At 70.5% G+C, this 17143-nt stretch carries 14 protein-coding genes; 9 read left to right on the top strand and 5 right to left on the bottom strand.

Annotation, left to right across the window (positions count from 1 at the left end):
* The 5 genes from ITP53_RS44280 to ITP53_RS44260 all read right to left on the bottom strand — a co-directional run.
* The coding region (locus tag ITP53_RS44280) for a Gfo/Idh/MocA family protein (protein ID WP_195901473.1) at positions 1–1088 on the bottom strand (1088 nt) is incomplete at its 3' end.
* Positions 1085–1876 carry a ThuA domain-containing protein gene (locus tag ITP53_RS44275; protein WP_195901472.1) on the bottom strand — a complete coding sequence of 264 codons (792 nt, stop codon included), beginning with the start codon at positions 1874–1876 and terminating at the stop codon, positions 1085–1087. The genes ITP53_RS44275 and ITP53_RS44280, both read right to left, overlap by 4 nt.
* A 26-nt stretch (positions 1877–1902) precedes the next feature.
* On the bottom strand, positions 1903–2721 hold the full coding sequence (locus ITP53_RS44270; protein WP_328817751.1) for a carbohydrate ABC transporter permease: 819 nt from the start codon (positions 2719–2721) through the stop codon (positions 1903–1905).
* A gap of 36 nt (positions 2722–2757) precedes the next feature.
* Entirely contained in the window at positions 2758–3708 is a 951-nt protein-coding gene (locus tag ITP53_RS44265; RefSeq protein WP_195901471.1) for a carbohydrate ABC transporter permease, read from the bottom strand.
* A 59-nt stretch (positions 3709–3767) separates the two neighbouring features.
* Complete coding sequence (locus ITP53_RS44260; protein WP_195901470.1) at positions 3768–4994, bottom strand: sugar ABC transporter substrate-binding protein; 1227 nt, start codon at positions 4992–4994, stop codon at positions 3768–3770.
* A 367-nt stretch (positions 4995–5361) separates the two neighbouring features.
* Between ITP53_RS44260 and ITP53_RS44255 the strand changes: the two genes are divergently transcribed.
* From ITP53_RS44255 to ITP53_RS44215, 9 genes are all read left to right on the top strand, one after another.
* Positions 5362–6378 (top strand): LacI family DNA-binding transcriptional regulator, encoded by a 1017-nt coding sequence (locus ITP53_RS44255; RefSeq protein ID WP_195901469.1) that lies wholly within the window; start codon positions 5362–5364, stop codon positions 6376–6378.
* Positions 6379–6571: 193 nt separating this feature from the next.
* The gene (locus ITP53_RS44250; RefSeq protein ID WP_195901468.1) at positions 6572–7999 is read left to right on the top strand and encodes a serine hydrolase domain-containing protein; all 1428 of its coding nucleotides are present in this window, start codon (positions 6572–6574) and stop codon (positions 7997–7999) included.
* A 209-nt stretch (positions 8000–8208) separates the two neighbouring features.
* Positions 8209–11550 carry a S8 family serine peptidase gene (locus ITP53_RS44245; RefSeq protein ID WP_195901467.1) on the top strand — a complete coding sequence of 1114 codons (3342 nt, stop codon included), beginning with the start codon at positions 8209–8211 and terminating at the stop codon, positions 11548–11550.
* A 108-nt stretch (positions 11551–11658) separates the two neighbouring features.
* Positions 11659–12450 (top strand): SAM-dependent methyltransferase, encoded by a 792-nt coding sequence (locus ITP53_RS44240; RefSeq protein WP_195901466.1) that lies wholly within the window; start codon positions 11659–11661, stop codon positions 12448–12450.
* Between the two features lie 88 nt (positions 12451–12538).
* Positions 12539–13363, top strand: a complete 825-nt coding sequence (locus ITP53_RS44235) for a hypothetical protein (protein ID WP_195901465.1) — start codon at positions 12539–12541, stop codon at positions 13361–13363.
* Between the two features lie 186 nt (positions 13364–13549).
* Positions 13550–13717 (top strand): hypothetical protein, encoded by a 168-nt coding sequence (locus tag ITP53_RS44230; protein ID WP_195901464.1) that lies wholly within the window; start codon positions 13550–13552, stop codon positions 13715–13717.
* Positions 13702–15141: a purine-cytosine permease family protein gene (locus ITP53_RS44225; RefSeq protein WP_195901463.1), complete on the top strand. Its 1440-nt coding sequence runs from the start codon at positions 13702–13704 to the stop codon at positions 15139–15141. The genes ITP53_RS44230 and ITP53_RS44225 overlap by 16 nt, the downstream gene beginning before the upstream one ends.
* On the top strand, positions 15141–16241 hold the full coding sequence (locus tag ITP53_RS44220) for an alcohol dehydrogenase catalytic domain-containing protein (protein WP_195901462.1): 1101 nt from the start codon (positions 15141–15143) through the stop codon (positions 16239–16241). Before ITP53_RS44225 ends, ITP53_RS44220 begins: the two co-directional genes overlap by 1 nt.
* Positions 16242–16274: 33 nt before the next feature.
* Positions 16275–17143: nitrilase-related carbon-nitrogen hydrolase (locus ITP53_RS44215; RefSeq protein WP_207757293.1), on the top strand; the 869-nt coding region annotated here is incomplete at its 3' end.

Raw genomic sequence — 17143 nt, 5'->3', positions numbered from 1 at the left:
GGCTGCGGTGACCAGGACTCCAGCCGGGCGCGGACCTCCTCGCGGACGGGATGGGACAGCGCGTCGCGGTGGGCCTGGTCCAGCAACGCGGCGATCTGGATCCGCGTACCCGACTCGGCCGAACGCACGGCGGCCTCGACCATGGCGAGGCTGTGGAGGTTGCGGGCGATCGCCCCGGACGGCTCCGCGCCCGTGCGCAGCGCCGCAACGAACTCCGCCAGCGCCCCGGCGATCTGCTCGCCGGCGCCCGGCGGCACGTCCGCCGCGCCGCTGACGCTGGAGGTGACGCGGTCCTCGCCGTCCCAGGTCGCGGTGCCTCCTGAGCCGGTGGCCCGCCACTCGCCGTTCCATGACGTCTCCAGCCCGTCCGCGCACCAGGCGCCGGTGAACACGTAACGGGTGCCGCCGTCGAAGAGGAACGTCGCCGTCGCCGCCGCGTCGCCCCGATACCAGCTCCATGCGGGGTTCCAGCTCTCGCAGCTGACCGAGACCGGCTCCGCGTCGAGCAGGTATCGGGCCGCGTCGAAGGCGTGGATGGCCATGTCCACCAGCAGCGGCTGCTCCATCTCGTCACGGAAGCCGCCGAAGCGCGGGCCGCGGAAGAACCCGGTGGTGAGCAGGCCGGGCGGGCCGAGCTCGGCGATGCGGCGACGGTATTCCGCCAGGGCGGCGTAGTACCGGCGCGACTGGCTGATCATCAGCAACCGGCCGGTCGCCTCGGCGGCGGCGACCTGGACGACCGCCTCGGCCAGCGTCGGCGCGGCGGGCTTCTCGCACAGGACCGGGACGCCGGCGAAGAGCGCCTCGATGTTCACCGCGCCGTGGGCCGCCGGGACGGTGACGTTCACGACGGCGTCCGGCTCGGTGGCCGTGAGCAGGCCGCTGAGCGAGACGTCCACCTCGGCGTCGGCGCCGACGGCGCGTACGGCCGCCGCCGCCCGATCGACGTCGAGGTCGGCCACCCCGACGAGCTCGACGTCGCGGGACGCGGCCAGGGTGCGTATCCAGGCCAGGCCCATCGCGCCCGCCCCGACCTGCACCACCCGAAGGGGCCGCGCCGGATCGGCGACCCGGGCGAAGTCGCTCATTCTGCGGTCTCCTTGTTGTGCAGGGCGCCGCGGTAACCGTGACCGTTGAAGAAGTCGCCCATGTCGTAGCGGAGCAGGGTCGGCTCCTCGCGCCCCGGCCGGTGGCGGGCCGTCCACTCGACGCCGTTGGCGATGACGTGCAGCACGTCCGGATGGTGGTACACCGGGTAGTCCTGGTCGCCTGGGCTGAAGTAGAAGATCTTGCCGTTGCCGCGCCGGAAGGTGCAGCCACTGCGGAACACCTCACCGCCGGTGAAGGAGCTGATGAAGATCAGCTCGTCGGGCGCCGGGATGTCGAACTGCTCGCCGTACATCTCCTGGGCGGGGATCTCGATGGGGTGCGGGATGCCGCGGGCGATGGGGTGGGTCGGATTCACCGTCCAGACCAGCTCGCGGTCGTTCGCGCTGCGCCAGCGCAGCGTGCACGTGGTGCCCATGAGCCTGGTGAAGATCTTCGACCAGTGGCCGGAGTGCAGCACCACCAGGCCCATGCCCGACAGGACGTGCCGGTGGACCCGATCGACCACCTCGTCGGACACCTCTGCGTGAGCGGCGTGGCCCCACCAGGTGAGGACGTCGGTGCCGGCGAGCACCTCTTCGGTCAGGCCGTGCTCGGGGTCGTCGAGGGTGGCCGTGGCGACGGTCGCCCGCTCCCCCAGCCAGTGCTCGATCCCGCGGCGGATGGCGTTGTGCATGCCGTCCGGATAGATCTCGGCCACGGCGGGTTCGACCTGCTCGTGCCGGTTCTCTCCCCAAACCGTGACGTGGATGGGCCGGGTGCTGTTCATGCGGGGGTTCCTTTCATGTGAAGAGCTCACTTGACCGCGCCACTCACGGCGCCCGCCGCGATGTAGCGCTGGGCGAAGATCAGCAGCAGGGCCGCGGGGACGGAGGCGAGCACCGCGGTCGCCATGACGGCACTCCAGTCCTGCGTGTTCGCGCTGATGTAGTCGTAGATGCCGAGGGTGATGGGCCGTACTTCGGGGGTGCTGGTCAGGGTGAGGGCGAAGAGGAAGTCGCTCCACGCCGACAGGAAGGTGAACAGGGCGGCGGTCACGATCGCGTTCTTGCTGATCGGTACGACGATCGAGACGAACGCCCGCAGATTGCCCGCCCCGTCCACCATCGCGGCCTCCACCAGCGCCCCTGGGATGGCGCCCATGAACGCACGGATGAGCAGCACCGCGAACGGGATCCCCGCGGCGGTGTTGGCCAGGATCAGTCCGGGGACGCTGTTGATCAGGAAGAGCGAGTTGAAGAGCGGGTAGAGCGCGTTGGCGATGACCATGACCGGGATCATCTGCGTGATCAGCAGCACCAGCAGGAACACGCTGCTGCCCCTGGTACGGAAGCGCACCAGGCCGTACGCCGCGGGCGTGGCGACGACCAGGGTCAGCACGACCGTCCCGAGCGCGACGATCAGGCTGGTGACGAAGTTCTGGCCCTGTTCGTCCAGCGCCTGCGCGTATCCCGCGAACGTCGCGTCGAACGGGAGGAACTCGGTGGCGGCGGCGCCGGAATCCGCCTGCAGGCTGCTGTTGAGCATCCAGTAGACGGGGAAGATCATCACGGCCAGGAAGACGATCCCCAGCGCCGTCATGGGCAGCCGGCGCACGGTCGATGAGGTGTTCACGTTCGGCTCGCAATCAGGAGTGGCTCGGGCGGGGCGTCACTCGGTGGGCTCACGGCGGGAGATGTAGAGGTAGACCATGGCGAAGACGAGCGACACCACGATGAGGACGTTGCTGATCGCGGCGCCCTCCCCGAAGTTGAACTCGACGAACGACTTGTTGTAGGCGTTCGTGGCCAGCGTCTGGGTGGAGTTGGCCGGGCCGCCGCCGGTCAGGCCGAGGATGATGTCGACGACCTTGAGCGTGTAGACGACGCCGAGCACCAGCACGACGCTGACCACGGATCTGATGTTCGGCCAGGTGATGTGCCTGAACGCCGTCCAGCCGGTCGCGCCGTCCAGCGAGCCCGCCTCGTACAGATCGCGCGGGACCGCCTGCAGCCCGCTGTAGAGGATCGCGACGTTGAACGGGATCCCCAGCCAGATGTTCACCCCGATGACGCCGGCAAGCGCGAGGGTGGGGTTGACCAGCCACGGGACCGGATCGACGCCGAACAGGCCGAGAAACTGGTTGAGTACGCCGCTGTCCTGGTCGAGGATCCACTTCCACACCGCGCTGGAGGCGATCAACGGCAGCAGCCAGGGAAGCAGCAGCAACGAGCGCAGGAAACCGCTCAACGGGAAGTTGTTCCTGAAGAACAGCGCCAGGGCCAGCCCGATCACGAACTGGAACGAGATCGACCCGATCGTGAACAGGGCCGTGTTCACCAGGGTCGTGGTGAACAGGTGGCTGGAGAAGGTCGTCAGGTAGTTGGCCAGGCCGACCCAGGGCGCCGAGCCGCTGTAGAAGGTCGAGGTCGTGTACGCCTGGAAGCTCATGACGATGTTCTGGACGATGGGGTATCCGAAGAACATCGCCACGAAGAGAATGGCGGGCAGGCAGAACAGCCACTGCGCGTGCCGCCGGAACACGCGCATCCACGCCGCCTTGCGGCCCCGCGTGCCGAGCGGGTCTCCCGCGGCCTTGAGACTGAGGTCGGCTGAGGTCATGAGCCGCTCCTTTTCCGAATGAAGAGTGCGGAGCCCGCGTCTCGGGGCGGGCCGCCTCGCTACCCGCCCTGTGCCTGCCGCAGCGCCTCGGCCGGAGTGGCCAGACCCGTCAGGGCGATCTGCACGGCGTTGTAGATCTTCGTCGCCGCCTTCGGCCAGTCCGGCCCGAGCATCTCGGTACGCGAGCGCGCGTTCCGCACGGCGCCGACGAACGGCATGATCGTCTGGCTCGACTCCCCGAACTTCTCCGCGACGTCCGGCTGCGCCGGGATGTTCTGCCTGACCTCGGCAGACTGGCTCTGGCTGGCCGGCGAGCCGAGGCATTTCACGAACTGCCCGGCCTTGGCCATCTTGGCCTTGTCGCCGGTCCGCGGCACCGTGAAGATCTCCCCGCCGAGCGGGGCCACCGGGGCCTGCGACGCCACCCGCGTGGGGATTCCGAACGTCGCCCAGTTCAGGTTTCGCTGCTCCTTGAGGTCGGGGATCTGCCACGGGCCGTTGACCACCATCGCGGCCTTGCCCGCGATGAACTGGTCGATCACGTCGTCCTGGCTCCAGATGACGGAACTCTTGGAGATCGACCCGTCGTTCTGCAGGTCGACGAGGAACTGCAGCGCCTGCGCGGTCTCCGGAGTCGTGATGTCCCGCTCCGAGCCACCGTTGGTCCACATGAACGGCAGGAACTGCCACGTGCCCTCGTAGGTGTTGATGTTGCTCATGGCGAAGCCGTAGCGGTCCTGCCGGGTCAGCCTCTTCGCTGTCGCGCGCAACTCGTCCCAGGTCCTGGGGGGTGTGGTGATGCCGGCGGCCTGGAACATGTCCTTGTTGTAGAAGATGGCCAGGGTGTTCACGGCGGGGGCCAGGCCGTACAGCTTGCCCTCGTACGTGCCAGCCTTCACGACGGACGGCACCAGGCCCGCCCCACTCACGCCGTAGTCGGTCAGCGGTGAGAGCGCGCCGGAGGCGGCGATCTGCTGCCCGTCGGGATTGTCGAGCATCAGCACGTCGGGAAGGGTGCGCGAGGAGCTCTGCTGCAGCACCTTGGGAATCAGCCCCGGCCCGGGGATGTGGTTGATCTCGATGTCGAAGCCGAGGCTCTTCGCGCACGCGTGGTAGATCGGATCGTGCGACTCGTCGTAGTAGTCCTGGATCGTCAGCGTGTTCCTCGCCTCGGCGTCGGCGGCATCCGCTCCGCCGCAGGCGGTCAGGGAGAGGGAGAGGAGGGCAGCCGCCGCGACCGCCTTCCCGCAGCGCTTCTGGGCCGTCTCCTTCTGGGCCGTCTCCATGGGTGAGCTACTCCTTCTGCGGAACGCATCCGGCGTATCCGTGCATGGCCGTCTCTCGACGGGGCGCACGGCGGGTGGGAGATGTCAGGCTGACCTGGAGTCAACGCGGGAGCAATGAATCGTGAAGGGCCGCGGCTGCCCGCCCGCCTGCGCTTTCGCGTCACGAGGGGAAGGGGGCCTCATCGTTTCCGGGCTCTGGACACTGATCTATCAAAGCGCTTAACCGGCATTCGCTTGTGAAGTATGTTGCGCCCCTCGACCGGTGATGTCAACAACAAGTCAATCGTTTTTACGAAGGGCGCCTGGGATATAGTCACCAGGGTTTCCTCGCACTTCGCGCGCCCTCACGAGCAGGGAGGCGGCATCCATGGTCACGATGCGCGACGTCGCCGAGCGCGCGAACGTCTCGATCGCCACGGTCTCCTTCGTCATCAACGGCACCAAGCCGGTCGCGCCGGCGACCAGGGCCCGCATCGAGGCGGCCATCGAGGAGCTGGACTACCGGCGAAACGTCGTCGCCCGCGCACTGGCCAGCTCCCGCACGCGCATCCTCGCGCTGCTCCACCCCGACTTCGAAGCCAGGCCGAACGCCACGGTGATCCAGTTCGTCATGAGCGCCGCGCACGGCGCCCGCGAGCGCGGCTACGACCTCGTGCTGTGGCCGGTCAACGACGACGAGCAGATGTCCCACCTGCTCGCCGGCGGCCTAGTCGACGGGGCGCTGCTCATGGAGGTCCAGATCCACGATTCACGGGTCGACCGGCTCGTCGCGTCGCGCGTGCCGTTCGCACTGATCGGCCGCACGGACAACGACGACCTGCCGTACGTCGACATCGATTTCGCCACCACGATCGACCAGGCGGTCGACCACCTCCGGGCGTTCGGCCACGAGCGCGTCGCGCTGGTCACGCAGCGCACCAAGGCGGCGCCTGGCAACGAGCCCGGCCGCATCATGCGGGCGGAGGCCGCCTACCTCGACACGATGGCGGCGCTCGGCCGGCCGCCCGCCGTCATCACCGTGGAGGGCACCTCGGCCGGCGGGCGGGAGGCGGCGCGCACGCTGCACGAGGACTTCCCCGACGCGACGGCCGTGATCCTCCTGAACGAGGGCGCCTCGGCGGGCCTCGTCAAGGGCGCGCGCGCACTCGGCCGTGCCGTACCCGGCGACCTGTCCATCATCTCGGCCTCGACCACGCGCGAGCTCGGCGAGATGATCGAGCCGTCCCTGACCGTCATGGCGGCGCCGGCCGCCCAGCTCGGCCGCCTCGCCGCGGACGCGCTGATCGACCAGCTCGAAGGGGTCCAGGACGCGCCGCCGCACCTCCTCATCCCCTGCACCCTGGTGCCGGGCCAGTCGGTCGGCCCCGCACCGGTCCGCCCCTGAGCTCTCGGCGGGTCACAGGCTCGACATGCAGGTGATCAGGTACTCTCCCAGCTTCTGGATCCGTGCGTCGCCCAGGCGGCCGGCCGACCCTCTCGGCGGTCGTCGCCGCGCCGTTGGGCATGGCGGTTGTCCGTAGAAGAGATGGAGGACTTACGCAATGGTCGCGGGAAATCAGCATGACTAGCGTCGACGGGTGCTCAGGACCACGCTCTGCCTCGCCCTGCTTTCCTCGACCGTTCCCATTCCCAGCCCCATTCCCGGCTCCTCGCCCGGCGTCACGCCGTCGGCGATCGATTCGTTCGTCACGCGATACCAGGAGGCGACGGGGCTGCCCGGGGCCGCGGTGGCGATCACCAAGGGTACGAAGGTGCTCCACGCCGCCGGATACGGGGAGACGGCCTCCGGCGACCGCCTGACGGCGGACACGCCCATGGCCGTCGCGTCGGTCAGCAAGTCCTTCACCTCCCTCGCCGTCATGCGACTCGTGGAGCAGGGCACGGTGGAGCTGGACCAGCCGGTACGCGGCTACCTGCCGGAGTTCACCATGGCGGATCAGCGGGCGGCGAAGATCACCGTACGGCAGTTGCTCCATCAGACCTCGGGCATGGCCGACTCGGCGTTCCGTGAGAAGAGCCTGCCCCAGCCCCGGACACTCCGGGAAGCCGTGGCACGGCTCAGGACGGCGAGGCTCGCCGCCGAGCCGGGCACCGTGTTCAGCTACCACAACACCAACTACCAGGTCGCCGCGCGACTCGTCGAGGTGATGAGCGGCCGGCCGTTCGCGGACTACCTCGACGATCAAGTGTTCACGCCGCTCGGCATGCGTCACAGCAGGACCATCGACACCGACCGCGACCTGCCCGGCAGTGCCCGCGGTCATCTTCAGATCCTCGGCCGGGCCATCGCCCTGCCGGAGCCGGCCGGGTTCGGCAACGGCTCCGGCGGGATCCTCAGCACCGCCGACGACATGGCGCGGTGGCTGATCGCGCAGCACAACGGCATCCTCTCGCCCCGCAGCGTCAAGGAGATGCGCACGCCGTCCCGGCAGAACCCCGCGTACGCCCTCGGCTGGTCGATCGGCAGGACCTCGCGTGGCACGCCTGTCATCGAGCACGGCGGCGACCTCTTCACCTCCACGGCCTACCAACGGCTGTTGCCCGGGTACGGCATCGCGGTCATGGCCAACACCGGTATGGCCTTCGACGACGCCGGCACCCTCATGGACGGCCTGACCGCCATGATCGAGGGAGGCACTCCGCAGGTCCCCGCCACGCCGCCCTACCTCGTCACCGACCTTCTGTTCCTGCTGCTCACCCTGGTGACCATCGGGCTGGCCGTGCGTGGCGTGTCGCGCTCGGGGCGCTGGGCCGCCGTACGCACGGGCCGGCAGCGGTGGCGGCTGCTGCCCTGTTTCGCCCCGTTGGCGCTGTGCCTGGCGATCGCCCCGATCTTCCGTGTGCTCGCCCGAGGCGGCGACATCATGTGGATCCAGGTCGGCTACCTCTATCCGACGTTCATGATCTGGCTGGTGTCGGCGGCGACGGCCGGCACGGCGGTGGCGGCCGCGCGAATCCACGGCGGCCTACGCCTTGGCGCCCGCATCCGCAGGCCGCCGGCCTAGCCGGATTTGTGGTGATCGGTGGGGTTCTCGGCTGGATCGTCGCTGGTTACACTCCAGTCTGGAGCCCAGCCGTCCCACCGGACGGCCGCTCCTGCTCGTCACCCATCGGGGAGGGTCAGTGATCCCTCCGGTGTGCCTCCGGACGGGTGACATGACGCCTCCTGGGCGGCCTGGCGAGTCCGCGCAGCCCCTCGACGAGGAGGATCTCCGTGTCATCCAGTGCCCGCTTATCCCGCTTATCCCGGCGGCTCGTCCCGGTCGCCGTCGGCGTGAGCGTCGTCATGGCCATGAGCCCGGCGGCGGTCCAGGCCAGCCCGACGCCATCCCCCTCGGCCACGCGGTGGACGTCCACTCCCCTCACCGGCACCGAAATCGTCGAGGGCGCCAAGTCCCCGACGGGCAAGCTCGCCAAGAGCGACCAGGCCCTGCTGCGCCGCACGTCCCCGGCGCCGGTCAACGTCGTGGTCAAGCTCGACTACGACTCGCTCGCCGCCTACCAGGGCGGCCTGCCCGGACTGCCGGGTACGAGCCCCGCCGTCACCGGCAGGGCACTCGACACCAGGAGCACCGAGGCCAGAAGGTACGGCGAGCACATCCAGGAGGTCGAGAACGCCTTCCTCGGCGAGCTGGCGGAGAAGGTCCCAGGAGCCGTGACCGGCCAGCGCATCAGAACGGTCTACGGCGGCATCGCGCTGCGCATCCCGGGCGACAAGGCGGCCGAGGTGCTGAAACTGCCCGGCGCGGTGGCCGTACAGGAGGACACGCCGCAGCGGCTCCTCACGGACTCCAGCCCCGAATTCATGGGCGCCGGCACCGTCTACAAGCAGCTCGGCGGCAGCGCATCGGCCGGCAAGGGCGTGATCGTGGGTGTGCTGGACTCCGGCGCCTGGCCCGAGCACCCGTCCTTCGCCTCCCGCCCCGGCCTGCCCGATCCCGGCCCGGCCAAGGACGGCACGCCACGGGTCTGCGACTTCGGCGACAACCCGGTGACTCCGGCCAACGACCCGTTCACCTGCAACAACAAGCTGATCGGCGGGCAGCCGTTCCTGGAGACGTACAACGCGGTCTTCCCGGGTGAGGTCTACCCCGACAGCGCTCGCGACTCCAACGGGCACGGCACCCACACCGCGAGCACCTCGGCCGGCGGGCCGGTGACCGACGCGGACCCGCTGGGCATCAGCCGCGGCCCGATCCACGGTGTCGCGCCCGCCGCCGCGGTCTCCGTGTACAAGGTGTGCGGCCTGGAGGGCTGCTTCCCCTCGGATTCGGCGCAGGCGGTGGCGCGGGCCATCCTGGACGGCGTCCGGGTCATCAACTTCTCGATCTCCGGTGGCAGCGACCCGTACAGCGACCCGGTGGAGCTGGCGTTCCTCGACGCGTACGCGGCGGGCGTGCTGGTCTCGGCGTCGGCGGGCAACTCCGGGCCCGAGGCGAACACCACCGACCACCGCGGCCCCTGGGTGACCACGGTGGCCGCGTCCACGCAGTCCAGGACGTTCCAGTCCACGATCACGCTGACCGGCGGCGGCGCCACGGCGACGATCAAGGGAGCCTCCATCACCCGGGGGATCGCCTCGCCGCTGCCCGTGGTGCTCGCGTCGGCGCCGCCGTACTCACGGCCGCTGTGTGACGCCCCGGCGCCCGCCGGGCTCTTCACCGGGAAGATCGTCGCGTGCGAGCGCGGCCCCGACCGGGTGCTGAAGGGCTTCAACGTCCAGCAGGGCGACGCGGCCGGGATGATCCTCTACAACAGCTTCCCGTTCGACGTGTTCACCGACGCCCACTGGATCCCGTCGGTGCACGTCGACAAGCCCGAGGCCGACACCCTGCTGGGCTTCGTCTCCGCGCATCCGGACGCGACCGCGTCGTTCACCCAGGGGACCAAGGCCACCTGGCAGGGCGACGTGATGACGCACTTCTCCTCGCGCGGCCCCGGCGGCGACTTCCTCAAGCCGGACGTCACCGCGCCCGGCCTGCACATCCTGGCGGGCATGACCCCGACCCCGGAGTCGGCGCCCGGAGGGCCGCCGGGCAACCAGTACCAGGTCATCGCGGGCACCTCGATGTCGGCGCCGCACGTGGCGGGGGCGGCCGCGCTGATGTTCGCCCTGCATCCGGACTGGACGCCCGGACAGGTCAAGTCGGCGCTGGAGACCACGGGGAAGACCGCGGTCACCAAGCAGGACCGGACCACTCCGGCGGACCCGTTCGACATGGGCGGCGGGCGCATCGACCTGACCAAGGCCGGTGACCCGGGGCTGACCCTGGACGAGAGCGCGGCCCGCTTCGTCGCCTCGGCCGCCGACCCGCTCGACCGGATCGACCTCAACCTGCCCTCGGTGAACGCTCCGACCATGCCTGGCGTCATCACGGCCAAGCGCACGGTCAAGAACGTCACCAACAGGGCGCTCACGTTCACCGCCTCGGCCACGACCGTCAGCGGCGCCGACATCACGGTGCTGCCGCCGCGCTTCACCCTGGCACCGGGCAAGAGCGCCAAGCTGAGCGTGATCATCACGGCGCCGGAACTGCCCGACGGGCAGTACTTCGGCCAGGTGAACCTCAAGCAGAGCGGCGGCTCCCGCGCGCTGCACCTGCCCGTCGCGTTCTTCCGGCAGGAGGGCGCGGTGCCGGTCGACCAGACCTGCGCGCCGTCCACCATCGCCAGAAACAGCGGCGAGTCCACCTGTACGGTCACCGTACGGAACGACACGCTCCAGAACGCCGAGGTGACCGCGCTCAGCACGCTGGACACCCGCCTGCGCCTCAACGGCGTCACAGGGGCCACCAGGATCGGCACCCAGATCGCGACCACCAAGGCGACGCTGGCCGCCAAGCAGCCCGCCAGACCGACGATCGCACCGGGTGCGGGACCTGCCGGATACCTCCCGCTGGACGCCTTCGGCGTCGCCCCGATCCCCATCGGTGACGAGCAGGCGGTGAACTTCACCGTGCCCGCCTTCGCCTTCGCGGGCGAGAACCACACCAGGCTCGGCGTGACCTCCAACGGGTACAGCGTCGCAGGTGGCGCCGCCGGCCCCGACATCTCGTTCACCCCGACGCCGCTGCCCGACCCGGAGCCGCCGAACGGCGTGCTCGCCTCCTACTGGACCGACCTCGACGGCACCGGCGCCCCAGGCATCTTCGCCACGATCCTGTCCGACGGGATCAACCGCTGGCTGGTGGTGGAGTGGCGGGTGAACCTCTTCGGCACGACCGCCACCAAGGTGTTCCAGCAGTGGATCGGGCTCAACGGCGTCGAGGACATCAGCTACGCCTACGATCCCGCCAACCTGCCCGGCGCCCCACCCGCCGGTTTCGGTCTGACCGTGGGCGCCGAGAACGACGAGGGCACCGCGGGCGACCAGATCACCAGGCCGCCTGCCGAAGACCTGGTCGTCAGGAGCACCCCCGAGACTCCCGGCGGGACCCTGACGTACTCGATGAAGGTCAAGGGGGTCCGTTCAGGAGCCGGCAAGGTGACGACGGTCACCTCGACACCGCAGGTCAGGGGGATCACCGTCGAAGTGGACAAGATAACCGTCCAGTGACCGGGCAGAGCCGTGGGCGGGCCACCCCGCCCGCGGCTCATCCCGCCGTGTGCCCAAGGCGTCATCGTGCCACTGCGCGAGCTTTGGAAGATCGTATACGTTGTGGCCATGGACGCCGAGCCCAGGATCGACCATACGAAGCCGCATTCCGCCCGGGTCTGGGACTATGTCCTGGGCGGAAAAGACAACTACGCCGTGGACCGCGAGGCCGGGGACAACCTGCTGCGCATGTTCCCCGACTTCGCGCAGGTGGCAAGGCTCCAGCGCGAGTTCCTCCACCGCGCGGTGACCTACCTCGTCGCCGAGGTGGGCATCAGACAGTTCCTCGACATCGGCACCGGCCTGCCCACCGCCAACAACACCCACGAGGTGGCGCAGCGCCTCGCCCCCGAGTGCCGCGTCGTCTACGTCGACAACGACCCGCTCGTCCTCGCGCACGCCCGCGCCCTGCTCGCCGGCCGCCCGGAGGGCATGACCGACTACATCGACGCCGACGTGCGCGACCCCGCCACCATCCTGGAGGGAGCGGCCAGGACGCTGGACTTCTCCCAGCCGATCGGTCTCATGATGCTCAGCATCGTCGGCCAGGTGCCCGACTCCGGCCTCGCCGCCGACCTCGTCCGCCGGTATGTCGCGGCGTTGCCGTCCGGCAGCCATCTGGCGCTGTCCGACGGCGTCAACGTCAACCCGGCGCTGGTGGAGGCGGTGACCTTCTACAACCAGGGGGCCGCCTTCCCGTACACGTTGCGCAGCCCCGAGCAGGTGGGCCACTACTTCGAGGGGCTCGACCTCGTGGAGCCCGGCGTGGTCTCCACACCGCTCTGGCGACCGAGGGCGGGGACGGAGCAGCCGCCATCGGCGGTCATCAGCGCGGTCTGCGGCGTGGGACGCAAACCGTAAGGAACCCAACCCATCTGGTTCTTGATCGATTTGTTGCGGCGGATCGCTAGGGTGAGGCGTCCCGTCCCATCCCCCTGGGAAGTGCCTCGTGCTCCGTCGTCACCGTCTGGGGCTCCCCGCCCTGCTCGTCACGTCCGTCTACCTCATCGCGCTGGCCTTCGCCACCGTGATCGCGCTGACCGCCGGCGATCTCGGCCTGTTGTGGCGGTTGACGTTGCTCACGGAGGCGGCCGAGAACGCCGCCGCGGCATTGCCGGACGTGCTCTTCCTGATCCTGGCCGGCCTGCTGTGGGCCTGGGCGCTCTGGCAGGTCCTGCGCGGGCCGCTGGCTGGGCCGGCGCCGGAGCCGGACCGGAACACGCGGTGGCTGCGGGTGGCGCTGTACGCCGCGGCGGCTTCCGGGCTGCTCGTCCCCCTGCTGCCGGCCTCGTCCTGGTGGGCGACGGTGATCGGCGGCGTGCTGATGTGGCTGCTCATGCTGCTGTTCCAGCCGGTGCTGCGACGAAACCTGAAGCTCGCCGGTCTGATCCTGGCCGTGGGTGTCCTGGGGTTCGGAGGCGTCACCGCCGTCCTGATCTTCGGCTTCCTCGGCTGGGAGGTGTCCACATCGCTGCTGCTGATCGGCGGCTTCGCGTGCCTGATCTGGATGGTGATGGTCCTGCGGGCACAGGGGCAGGACGTCCACTGGCAGCGCTCCACCTACCGGTACGGCATCGCCTCCCTGGTGGCGATGCTCCTGCTCGCGCCGGCGGCCGGGCTGTTCGGGGGCACGGGGAGCGCCTACGCCGAGGCCGGGGTGGTCGCCGAGATCCTGACCCTGATCTGGCTGGTCCGCTCCGCCCACGACCTCGCCACCCTGCACGACCAGCAGGCCCCGGCCCCGCCCCTTCCCGCACAGCCGACCACGGCGTGACGGTCGCGGCCGGTCCCTGACGGGTCACGACGCGGGCACGGTAAAACCGCCACTCAGCGGCTGCGATCGGCGGAAAGACAGCGGGAACGGGAGGTGTCCCGTGCTCTTACCGTTTGTTGCACACCGGCTACGCGGCGGATGGGCCTTCCCCCGACCCCCTGGTCCCCGCCGGTGCTAGGAGGACACATGGACGTACAGGACCCCGCGGTGCGTGCCGAACTGGAGCGGCGGCTGCGCGCGCTGGAGGAGGACGAGGCGGGCGACGCCGCCCACGCCCCGCTGCCGGCAGTCGACCTGTGGCTGCTCGCGGCCCTCGTCGCGGCGCTCACGCTGATCGGGTGGGTGATGGCGTGATGGCCGTCGAAGAGGACGTCAGACGCGAGGCCACCTTCGGCTCGCTGCCCGTGCTGCGGAGCGAGCGGGTGTGGAACTTCACCGACTTCAGCTGGGTGAACGTCGGCCTCGCCATCGCCACCTGGGCCTTCCTCGTCGGCGGCTCCACCGCCGCGCTGGTGGGGTTCCAGAAGGGCCTGGCCGCGATGATCATCGGCAACGCCATCGGCGTGGCGATCATGCTGCTGGCCAGCGTCGTGTCCAGCCAGCGGTACGGCGTCGAGCAGTACACGTTGCTGCGCAGCGCCTTCGGCTTCGGCGGGGTGGCCCTGCTGGTGTTCACCGTGGTGCTGTTCACCGAAATGGGCTGGTCGGCGCTGCTCGGCGTCATGTTCGGCCGGGCCGCCACGCAGGTGTCCAACCAGGTGCTCGGCACCGACATCGGGCCGAACGGGCTGCCGGTGACCGTGCTCGCCCTGGTGGCCATCGCCATCGCCTGGGTGGTCCTGGCCAAGGGGCCGCTCACGATGCGGGCGCTGAACCGGGTCGTGGCCCCCGGCCTCGCGCTGCTCACCGTAGGCATGATCGCGCTGGTGCTGACGCGTACCTCCTGGTCGGAGCTGCTGGCCGCGCCGGCGCTGGACCCGTTCCCCGACGAGGGGCTCAACTTCGCCCTGGCCGTGGAGTTCAACCTCGGCGTGGGCCTGTCCTGGTGGCCGGTCATGGGCAGCCTGGCCAGGCTGACGGACCGGCCGCGCAGCGCGCTGTGGCCTGGATACATCGGACTGTTCGGCGCCACGATCGTCGCCCAGGTGGTGGGCATGGCCGCGGCGCTGACGCTGGGCGACTCCGACCCCACAGTGTGGATGGTGCCGCTGGGCGGTAAGTGGCTGGGCGTCCTGGCGCTGGTGTTCATCGCCTTCGCCAACCTGACGAGCCTGTCCTCGATCGTCTACTCGACGTGTCTGGCGCTGCGGCAGGCGGGCGGCAACCTGCTGGGCAAGGTCCGCTGGGAGTGGCTCACCGCCGGGTTCTTCGTGCTGCCGGCGGTGGTCAGCTTCTGGCCCAGCCTCCTGTACGACGGGTTCCTCGTGTTCGTGACCTGGAGCGGGGCGTTCCTGGCCGCGATCTGCGGCACGGTCATCGCCGACTACTTCCTGCTGCGCCGCCAGCGGCTGGACCTGCGCGGCCTGTACGCGCACGGCGCGGCGAGCCCGTACCACTTCACCGGCGGGTTCAACGTGGCGGGCCTGGTGTCCACCGGGCTGGGCGCGGTCGCGTACGTCGTGCTGTACAACCCGCAGACCCTGGCCACCCAGCCCGCCTTCAACATGCTCACCGCGTCGGTGCCCGCCGTGGTGGTGGCCGCGGTCGCCCACCTGCTGCTGACCCGCGCGCTCAACCGGCGGCGCGGTGGATACGCCGCTATCGACGGGAGACTCTGATGCCGCGTACCGCTCTGGCGGCCGTACACGACGGTCACGGCGACAGGCTGGCCGTCAGGGAGATCCGGGTGGCCGACCCCGGCCCCGGCGAGGTGCTGGTACGCATCGCTGCCTCCGGCGTGTGCGGGTCCGACCGGCACGTGCTGGACGGGGAGTGGAGCCTGCCCACGCCGACCGTGATGGGACACGAGGGCGCCGGCGTCGTCGAGGCCGCAGGACCCGGCGTCACGGACGTGGCCCCCGGCGACACCGTGATCCTCTCCTGGTACTACCCGTGCCGCCGCTGCCGCGCCTGCGCCGCGGGCAAGGCGTGGGCCTGCACCGGCACCCGCGCCAACGAGTGCCTGCTGCCTGACGGCACCACCCGGCTCAGTGACGCCGGGGGCGTCGTCTACCCCTACCTCGCCGTCGGCACGATGAGCGAGTACGCCGTGGTGCCCGAGTCGGCCGCGATCCGCGTCCCTGCCGACGTGCCGATGGACGTGGCCAGCCTCATCGGCTGCTCGATCACCACCGGGGTCGGCGCCGTGGTCAACAACGCCCGGGTGCCCGCGGGGGCCGGCGCGGTCGTGGTGGGCTGCGGCGGCGTCGGCCTGGCCGTGGTCATGGGGCTCGCCCTGGCCGGGGCTTACCCGATCGTCGCGGTGGACACCGCCGAGGAGAAGCTGGCCGCGGCCCGCTCCTTCGGCGCCACCCACACCGTACGGGCCGGCGGGGACGTGGCGGGCGAGGTCGCGGAGATCACCTCCGGCGGCGCCGACTACGCCTTCGAGGTCATCGGGCGGGTGGGGACCATCGAGTCGCTGCCCTCGCTGCTGACGACCGGCGGCGTGGGTGTGCTCGTGGGGCTGCCTCCGCAGGGTGTCAGGGCGGGCATCGACGTGCTGGAGCTGGCCGAGTCCGGCAAGACGCTCATCGGCTCGAACTACGGAGGGGCCGTGCCCAGCCTGGACTTCCCACGGCTGGCCCGCCTGTACCTGGCCGGACGGCTGCCGCTCGACTCGCTCATCTCCCATCGTGTACGCCTCGACGAGGTCAACGAGGCGTTCGACGCGATGCGGGCAGGCACCCGTACGCGGAGCGTCATCGTCTTCGACTGATCAGCCCACGTACCGACGAGTTGGAGCCCGCACATGATCCAGCCCTCTGTAGCCGAGAGTGTCACGGTCGGCGTCGTCCAGCTCGTCTCGGCGCACGGCGACGTGCCCGCCAACCTCGACGCCATCGAGGAGCTGGCCGCGCGGGCGGCGGCGGACGGCGCGCGGGTCGTGGTGACCCCGGAGATGGCCCTCACCGGCTACCTGTGGCCTGACGACGACGCGGTGCGCGGCCTGGCCGAGCGGGTGGACGGCCCCTCGGTACGCCGGCTGGCCCGGCTGTGCCGCGCGACCGGGGCCTGGCTCCTCCTCGGCATGCCGGAGCTGGACACCGGGCTCGGCACCCTGCACAACACGTGCGTGCTCGTCGGCCCGGACGGTGCCGTGGGCGCGTACCGCAAGGCGCATCCCTTCGTCGCCGACCCGCTGTGGGCGGCCGACGGCCACCTGCCGCCACCGGTGTGGGACACTCCGGCGGGCCGGATGGCCCCGCTGATCTGCGCTGACTTCGATCACCCTGAGTCCGCCAGGTACGCCGCGCTGAGCGGGGCCGACTGGATCGCGCTGCCCACGGCCTGGGTGGAGGAGCCGGGACCCAGCGCCACGTGGCGGCTGCGGGCCTGGGAGAACGGCCTGCCCGTCGTGGCCGCCGACCAGGCCGGGGCCGAGACCATGAACGGGCGGAGCGTGCAGTTCAGCGGCGGAAGCTGCGTCATCGACCACGCCGGGTCCGTCGTCACCGCGCTGGACGACGGCGCCGGCGCGCTCACCGCTACCCTTGACCTCGCGGCCGCCCGTACCGTACGCCGCCGCCTCCTGGCCGCCCGCCGTCCACCGGAATACCGCGCCCTGGCCCGCACCACCACCTGGCCCCGACCATCCCGCGACCCCCTCACAACCCCACC

Source organism: Nonomuraea cypriaca (assembly GCF_015645445.1).
Classification (GTDB): Bacteria; Actinomycetota; Actinomycetes; order Streptosporangiales; family Streptosporangiaceae; genus Nonomuraea; species Nonomuraea cypriaca.
Note: the sequence above shows the minus strand (reverse complement) of the source record. Positions and strands in the feature narration are given on the sequence as shown.

Coding starts and splice junctions, on each gene's coding strand:
- ITP53_RS44260 (WP_195901470.1), bottom strand. CDS start 4,994: ATGGAGACGGCCCAGAAGGAGACGGCCCAGAAGCGCTGCGGGAAGGCG.
- ITP53_RS44275 (WP_195901472.1), bottom strand. CDS start 1,876: ATGAACAGCACCCGGCCCATCCACGTCACGGTTTGGGGAGAGAACCGG.
- ITP53_RS44255 (WP_195901469.1), top strand. CDS start 5,362: ATGGTCACGATGCGCGACGTCGCCGAGCGCGCGAACGTCTCGATCGCC.
- ITP53_RS44265 (WP_195901471.1), bottom strand. CDS start 3,708: ATGACCTCAGCCGACCTCAGTCTCAAGGCCGCGGGAGACCCGCTCGGC.
- ITP53_RS44220 (WP_195901462.1), top strand. CDS start 15,141: ATGCCGCGTACCGCTCTGGCGGCCGTACACGACGGTCACGGCGACAGG.
- ITP53_RS44230 (WP_195901464.1), top strand. CDS start 13,550: ATGGACGTACAGGACCCCGCGGTGCGTGCCGAACTGGAGCGGCGGCTG.
- ITP53_RS44240 (WP_195901466.1), top strand. CDS start 11,659: ATGGACGCCGAGCCCAGGATCGACCATACGAAGCCGCATTCCGCCCGG.